The 6,689-nt window shown below is 71.9% G+C and carries 8 protein-coding genes; all 8 read right to left on the bottom strand.

Annotated features, from left to right (window positions below; all coding sequences use genetic code 11):
• Window positions 1-277 precede the first annotated feature (277 nt).
• Window positions 278-733: a hypothetical protein gene (locus VFE05_08230; protein ID HET6230041.1), complete on the bottom strand. Its 456-nt coding sequence runs from the start codon at window positions 731-733 to the stop codon at window positions 278-280.
• Complete coding sequence (pyrF, locus tag VFE05_08225; protein HET6230040.1) at window positions 730-1,461, bottom strand: orotidine-5'-phosphate decarboxylase; 732 nt, start codon at window positions 1,459-1,461, stop codon at window positions 730-732. Before pyrF ends, VFE05_08230 begins: the two co-directional genes overlap by 4 nt.
• A 464-nt stretch (window positions 1,462-1,925) precedes the next feature.
• Complete coding sequence (locus VFE05_08220) at window positions 1,926-3,398, bottom strand: N-acetylmuramoyl-L-alanine amidase (GenBank protein ID HET6230039.1); 1,473 nt, start codon at window positions 3,396-3,398, stop codon at window positions 1,926-1,928.
• A 5-nt stretch (window positions 3,399-3,403) separates the two neighbouring features.
• Window positions 3,404-3,874 (bottom strand): SsrA-binding protein SmpB, encoded by a 471-nt coding sequence (gene smpB, locus VFE05_08215; protein HET6230038.1) that lies wholly within the window; start codon window positions 3,872-3,874, stop codon window positions 3,404-3,406.
• Between the two features lie 305 nt (window positions 3,875-4,179).
• Window positions 4,180-4,794 carry a L,D-transpeptidase gene (locus VFE05_08210; GenBank protein ID HET6230037.1) on the bottom strand — a complete coding sequence of 205 codons (615 nt, stop codon included), beginning with the start codon at window positions 4,792-4,794 and terminating at the stop codon, window positions 4,180-4,182.
• On the bottom strand, window positions 4,791-5,726 hold the full coding sequence (locus VFE05_08205) for a YihY/virulence factor BrkB family protein (protein ID HET6230036.1): 936 nt from the start codon (window positions 5,724-5,726) through the stop codon (window positions 4,791-4,793). The genes VFE05_08210 and VFE05_08205 overlap by 4 nt, the downstream gene beginning before the upstream one ends.
• Window positions 5,727-5,861: 135 nt before the next feature.
• Window positions 5,862-6,353: a YtxH domain-containing protein gene (locus tag VFE05_08200; GenBank protein ID HET6230035.1), complete on the bottom strand. Its 492-nt coding sequence runs from the start codon at window positions 6,351-6,353 to the stop codon at window positions 5,862-5,864.
• Window positions 6,354-6,370: 17 nt separating this feature from the next.
• On the bottom strand, window positions 6,371-6,689 hold a 319-nt coding region (locus tag VFE05_08195), incomplete at its 5' end, for a response regulator (GenBank protein HET6230034.1).

The following is a 6,689-nucleotide window of genomic DNA, read 5'->3' as shown; positions in this document are numbered from 1 at the left end:
GCAGTCTCCCGCCGCACATCATCTTCTGGGTACTGCGACGGCAAAGGCGCGCGAAATCGTGTAGTGCGCGGACCTGCGTGTCCGCCCGTCTCTCCGCAACGAAACGACCGCTGGGACACACGGAATTTACACCTGTAGGGGTGCGATTCATCGCATCCGAACCCTCTCCGCCGCGAACAGGCCGGCGATTTCGATGCGGCTTCCGCTGTATCCCTCGACCTCGAACCGCGCCCCCGAACCAGAGCGATCATCCCAAACCCGGCCCAACGCGCCTGCGTCAGCCGAGGATGCGGAGTTCGCGGATGTGCCAGGCGCGGCCGTCCCACACGACACCGACGTAGATGACGGAGCTCTTCGCGACGGTCACGCCCTTTGGACGCGAAACCCAGCGCAGCTCCCCGAACCCCGCGAGCGGCTGGCCGCCGGAGACGGTCACGCGCTCGGCGCGGACGGATACGGTGGCGCGGTCGTCGAAAAGCGCGCGGAGGGCGGCGGCGGCCTGGCGCTCCTGCACAGGCCCCGCGCCCGCGTCGCCCAGGTCCAGCATGATGCGGCCGTCCGCGGGCGCGAGACGCACCAGCGCGTCCGCGTCGCCCGCGGCCCACAGGCGCGCGACGCCCGCCACGAACGCCTCCAGCGGCACGGGCTGGGAGCCCTGCGCGGCGGCGATGCGCGGCACGCCGGCGAACGCCAGCAGAAGCGCGGCGAGCAGCAGACCGAAGCGATGCCTCATGCGGGGCTCCCTTCCAGCACGGCGTTCTCCATGTCGAGCAACGCCGCGGTGAGCGCGTGCGCCGGGTCCGCCGCCGCCGTCACCGAGCGCCCCAGCACCACGAAGTCCGCCCCCGCCCGCACCGCGTCCGCCGGAGTCGCCACGCGCGTCTGGTCGCCCGCGGCGTCGCCCGCCAGGCGGATGCCGGGCGTGAGGATCAGGAAGCCCTCGCCGCGGCGCGCGCGGACCCGAGCCGCCTCGTGAACCGACGCGACGACGCCGTCCATCCCCGCGTCGGCCGCGATGCCCGCGAGCCGCTCCACCTCCGTTTCGGCAGACAGGTCGCGGCGGCCCCACGCGTGGGCCAGCTCGCCGCCGGACAGCGACGTGAGCACCGTCACGGCCAGCAGCCGCGGCCCGCCCGCGCCCCGCTCGCCCGCCGCCTCGCGCGCCGCGCGCATCATCGCCGCGCCGCCGGAGGCGTGCAGCGTGAGCAGGTCCACGCCCAGCGCCGCTGCGGACTGCACCGCCTTCGCGACGGTGTTGGGGATGTCGTGGAACTTGAGGTCCAGGAACACGCGGCAACCCCGGTCGCGCATGGCGCGCACGACGGCCGGGCCCTCGGCCACGAAGAGCTGCAGGCCCACCTTCACGAAGTCCGCCGCCGGACCGATGCGGTCCAGCAGCGCCGCGGCGTCCGCGGCGCTCGGCACGTCCAGCGCGATGATGGGGGTGGGGCGAATGGGCATCGGCTCGTTTCAGGAGGGTCGGACGGACGGAGCAGGATTCGCGTATTCGCGTGCCCTACCTACCCTTGGGAGCCGCGAGGGGTCCGGGCGAGGAGCCTGAAAGGATCACGCGGGCGGGGGGCCGGCAGTTGGAACCGCGGCAACGGAAGCGCAAAGTCCGCCTTCGCAAACCAACGGCGGCGGGCGGACACGGTGGATTAGGCTGCCGTTGCCGTTTGTCGTACCCCTAGAATGATGTGCGGCGGGAGACTCGCGCGGCGTGATGCGTCAGCCGGCGCGGAGCACGCGAGGCTCGCGCCGCGGGCGGGGAGACCCCGGACGTAGGCGGGCAGGCAGTATCGCCCGCCGGAGGAGGAGGCTCCCCGACCCCGCGCAGGAGACGGACGGGCAGGCTGTATCGCCCGGCCGGCTCCGGAGCGGCCCGCCACGACGATCTCAGCAGAAACCAGCCTCTTCCGAAAACCCTACCGCGCCGCCATCCGGTCCGACTGGCGGAGGAAGTCCCGCACGCCGCCCGCAAGCTGCTCGGCGATGGCCTGCTGGTGGCTGGGGGTTGCGAGCAGGCGCTCCTCGACCGGGTTGGTGATGAAGCCGATCTCCACCAGCAGCGCGGGCATGAAGGCGCCGTTCAGCACGGCGAACCCCGCCTGCTTGATCCCCCGGTCCGGCCCCGCCACCTGGCCCATGCGGCGGGCCATCACCTCGGCCCAGTCGTTGGACTCGCGCAGGTACTGGTTCTGGCGCAGGTCGTGGAAGATGAAGTCCAGCGCGCCCATCTCGTGGCCGGGCTGCTCCTCGTACCGCTGCGCCGCGTTCTCCATGGCCTCCACGCGCCGGGCGTCTTCCGTCTTGGCCTCGGAGAGGAAGTACGTCTCGAAGCCGCGGGCGGAGCGGCTGGGGTTGGCGTTGCAGTGCACGGAGATGAACACCGCCGGCTGCCGCGCGCGCCGCCACCCGTTCGCGAACCCCGGCCGGTCGCGCAGCGAGATCAGCGTGTCGCGGTCACGGGTCATGCGCACGTCCAGCGTGGTGTCCTGCCGGAGGATGGCGGCGAGCCGCCGTGCAACCGCGAGCGTCACGTCCTTCTCGCGCGTCCCGCCCGGCCCCCGCGCGCCGGGATCGACGCCACCGTGTCCCGCATCCACCACCACCAGCTTCTTCCGCGGCCGCCCGTCGTCTCCCGTGCCGCCCGGCCACGCGCCCGCCGGCTCCGCGTCCGCCGACGTGTCGCCCTGTGCGGACGGCGGCGGCGCATCGGCAGAGCGGGCGGCGGGCTGGTCCGCCTGTGCGGGACGCTGCGTGCGGCTGGACGGCGATGCGGCACGCACGGGGATCGGCGACGTGGGCAGCGCGTCGCCCGCGGCCAGGGCGGCGAGGGCGGAATCCGCGGCGAAGCGCTCGCGGGCCAGGGAATCGGGTTTGACGGTGCCAGTGGAATCGACCTGCACGTCGCGCATCACGCCGTAGTACGTCACGCGCTCGGACGGCCGCGGCGCGGGCTCGGTAGACTCGGCCAGCGTGCGGCGCAGGACGCGCGCGCCGCCATCTACCGATACCATTGCCCCGACGGCAACCGGTAGGAAGTCGCGGAAGAACTGCACGGGCACGAAGACGGCGCCCCCCTCCTCGTACACAGGGTTCGCCAGGCGGTACGTGGCCGAGCCCGCGTGCACCTCGCCCGAGCCTACGGTGAAGCGCAGGTCGAAGCCGCCCAGTCGCGCCAGCACGCCGTCGCGCGCGTAGCCCACCTCGGCGCCCAGCGTGACGAGGGTGGACAGCGGCAGCGCGGGATAGCCGCGGCCGGTCTCCTCGCGCACGACCAGGCTCTCGCGCGCGGACTCCACGCGCCAGGACTCGCCCGGCTGCTGGCCGGCGAGCGCGGCGTGCAGCGGCGCGGCGGTGAGGAGGAGAAAGAGGAGGGGGAGGGTGCGAATCACTTCGGCTACTCCTTGATGCCGCGCTCCATGTCGCGGGCGACGGCACGTTCCTTCAGCGTCTCGCGCTTGTCGTGCAGCTTCTTGCCCTGCACCAGCGCCAGGGTGACCTTGGCGCGCCCGCGGATGAAGTGGATGTCTAGCGGCACCAGCGTGAGGCCCTTCTGCTCCACCTTGCCCACCAGCTTGCGAAGCTCGCTTGCGTGCATGAGCAGCTTGCGGGGACGCAGCGGGTCGTGGTTGAAGCGGTTGGCCTGCTCGTACGGCGAGACGTGCACGTTGTACAGCCACATCTCGCCGTTGAAGATGCGGGCGAACGCGTCCTGGAGGTTGGCCTTGGCCTCGCGCAGCGACTTGACCTCGGTGCCGTGCAGCACCAGCCCCGCCTCCCACGTCTCCAGGATGTGGTACTCGTGCCGCGCCTTGCGGTTCTGGGCCACGATCTGCGGCTTGTCCTCGCCCTTCTCGGTCTTGATCATGCCCTGTCGGTTCACCGGCGCGAAGCCGGAAAAGTTTCTCGTGCCGGGACGGCAATGCCCCCTCCCCGGCTCGCAAGACTCGCCGACCCTCCCCCACAAACTACGTGGGAGAGGGTTGGTTGAAGCATCCCTGCTCGTCGAAGACCGAGCCGCGGAAGCTACCTATGCGGCCGCCCCCCCGAAGCGCCTCCAACCCCAACCCTCTCCCGCTTGCGGGGGAGGGTGCGAGCCTAAGCGAGCGGGAGGGGGCATCCCTCGGCGCGCCTTCGTCTACCGAAACGGAAGCAGTGAGGCCGTGCCCCGTCTCAGTAGATGAAGACCGGCGTGCCCACTTCCACGTCGTGGTAGAGCTGGCGGGCGGCCTCGTTGGTCATGCGGATGCAGCCGTGCGAGACGTTCTGGCCCAGCAGCTCGGGCTTGCTGGTGCCGTGCACCGCGATGCCCTCGCCCAGGTACAGCGCGGACGTGCCCAGCATCCCCGTCTCCCACCGCTTGGGCGAGTCCGGCGGGGGGATGGGCAGCTTGCGCTCCACGAACGACCAGTCGGGCACGTACCACCGCGGGTCCTTCTCCTTGCGCTGCACGCGGAACATGCCACGCGGCGTGGAGAACTCCCACTTCTGCCCTGCGCCTTCGAGCCGGGTGCCGGTGCCGGTGCCCACCAGCGTCTGCCAGATCACGCGGTCGTGCTCCATCAGGTACAGCTGGTGCTGCTCCAGCGAGATCACGATGTAGCGGCCCTCCACGTCCACCGGCGGGTCGCGGTACACGGCCGAGCCCTCCGCATCGCCGCCGTGCTCCAGCGACAGCGGCTCCACCGGCAGCCCCTGCGCGGCGGCCCGGTGCGGCGCGAACGCCAGCGCGAGGGCGGCGGCCAGCGGTGCGGCGGTGGAAAGTAGACGTCGGATCGAATGCTTCATTCCAACAGCTCCCTCTGCCTGCGGCGGATGCGGTACAGGTCGTACACCTGTGCCACCTCTCCGCCCAGTATGAACACGAACGACGAATAATAGATCCAGAACACCAGGATCACCAGCGCGGCCAGCGCGCCGTAAGTGCTTGCGTAGTCTGCCACGTTGCTCACGTACCAGGCGAAGATGCCCTTCAGCATCTCCCACACCACGCTGGTGAAGGTGCCCGCCACCAGCGCGATCCGCCAGGGCGTCTTGCGCTTGGGCAGGTAGCGGTAGATGAGCACGAACATCAGGTAGATGAACAGGAAGGCGAGGATGCGCGCGTATGCCGCCTGCGCCCCTGGCAGCTCGGTCCACCCGTGCCGGCTCGCCCACTTCTGCCCCACCGAGTGCACCGCCTCGAGCACGATGGTGATGCCGGTGTTGGCCAGGAAGAGCATGCCCGCCACCACCACCATCTCCATGTCGAACAGCTTCCCCGCGATGATGCCGCGGTCCTCCTGCAGGTCGAAGATGTCCTTGAGCACCGACCGCAGGGTGCCGAACAGCCGGGTCGAGCTCCACACGAAGAGCACCAGGCCCAGGACGCCGAACCGGGTGCGGCCGCTGACCACGTCGCTCACGATCTTGCGGGTGGCCGCCACCAGCGCCTGCGACGGCGGCAGGATGCCCACGACGTAGCTGACCGCCGTCTGTCCGGGGTCGTCCACCGCGTTGGAGAGCAGGAAGCCCAGGCCGGCGACGACGAGGAGGAGGAACGGCACCGCCGCCACCATCACGTTGAAGGCGATGGCGCCGGAGAGGAAGAAGATGTCGTCCTGCCCCGCCTTGTCGTACACCCGGCCCGCGAAGTCGAGCGCGTTGCCCAGCACGCGCCGGAGCGCCGCGCCCGCGGCCCTCCACAACCCCGTCCCCTGCCCCGCTCCGCTCGGCGTCATGCCCACGAACGTACGGAGCGCCCGCGCGGCCCGTCAACGACACGCGCCGCCCGCGCCGCCCGCGAGGGACGGCGCGCGGCGGCGGGAATCGAGGCGCGGGGCACGGGCGGGCGCGCCCGGCCGGAGGACCGCAGGCTACAGGTCGGCGGGGTCGGCCTCGACCACCACCTCGGTGATCACCACGTCGGCCACCACGGTGCCGCCCGCCGGCTGGGGCGAGCGTGCGGCGGCCAACCCCGCCCGGTAGGCGCCCTTGGCCTCCTCCACGCGCTGCTCCAGCTCGGTGCGCGCCTGCCGGGCCGCGTCGCGGCCGGCGGCGATGGCCTGGCGCGCCTGCTCGGCGCGCGTCTCCACCGCGTCGCGCACGGTGCCGATGCGTTCGTTCACGGCGCCGCGCGTGCGGTCCACCGCGGCGGTCACGCTGTCGCGGGCTTCGTCCACGCGCTCGCCGGCGGCCGTGCGCAGGCGGCGCGCCGTCTCGCGGATCTCGCGCTGCGTCTCCTCGCCGGAGCGCGGCGCCAGCAGCAGCGCCACCCCGGCGCCCAGCAGCGCGCCCCAGACGAACGCCCCCGTCCCGCCGCCCCGCCGCTCGATCACCACGTAGGGCAGGTCTTCGTAGTCCGCCATCCCTGGCTCCTGGCTGTTCAGTGTGTGGGGGCCGCGCCCTGCCGGCACCCGCTGGAAGGTTCCTGGAGTACGCTGCGGAAGCGCGACAGGTCGATCGGCTTCTGGAAGAAGAAGTCGGCCTCGCGCTGGAGGGCGGTCTCGGCCTCCTCGCCGCCGCAGCCGGCCGTGATGATGATGAACGTCACCCCGCCGTCCTCGCTGCCGCGCACCCGCCGCAGGATCTGCAGGCCGTCGGTGTCCGGGAGGTAGAAGTCGCAGACCACGGTGTCGGGGTGGAAGTCGTGCAGGCGCTCCAGGCCCCGCTCGCCGCTCTCCGCCGTCGCCACCGTGTAGCCC

This window comes from Longimicrobiaceae bacterium (genome assembly GCA_035696245.1).
Lineage (GTDB): Bacteria > Gemmatimonadota > Gemmatimonadetes > Longimicrobiales > Longimicrobiaceae > DASRQW01.
Note: the sequence above shows the minus strand (reverse complement) of the source record. Positions and strands in the feature narration are given on the sequence as shown.

What these genes read in the sequence shown, in the direction of transcription:
- VFE05_08230 (HET6230041.1), bottom strand. Translation starts at nt 733, where the DNA reads ATGAGGCATCGCTTCGGTCTGCTGCTCGCCGCGCTTCTGCTGGCGTTC.
- pyrF (HET6230040.1), bottom strand. Translation starts at nt 1,461, where the DNA reads ATGCCCATTCGCCCCACCCCCATCATCGCGCTGGACGTGCCGAGCGCC.
- smpB (HET6230038.1), bottom strand. Translation starts at nt 3,874, where the DNA reads ATGATCAAGACCGAGAAGGGCGAGGACAAGCCGCAGATCGTGGCCCAG.
- VFE05_08210 (HET6230037.1), bottom strand. Translation starts at nt 4,794, where the DNA reads ATGAAGCATTCGATCCGACGTCTACTTTCCACCGCCGCACCGCTGGCC.
- VFE05_08205 (HET6230036.1), bottom strand. Translation starts at nt 5,726, where the DNA reads ATGACGCCGAGCGGAGCGGGGCAGGGGACGGGGTTGTGGAGGGCCGCG.
- VFE05_08200 (HET6230035.1), bottom strand. Translation starts at nt 6,353, where the DNA reads ATGGCGGACTACGAAGACCTGCCCTACGTGGTGATCGAGCGGCGGGGC.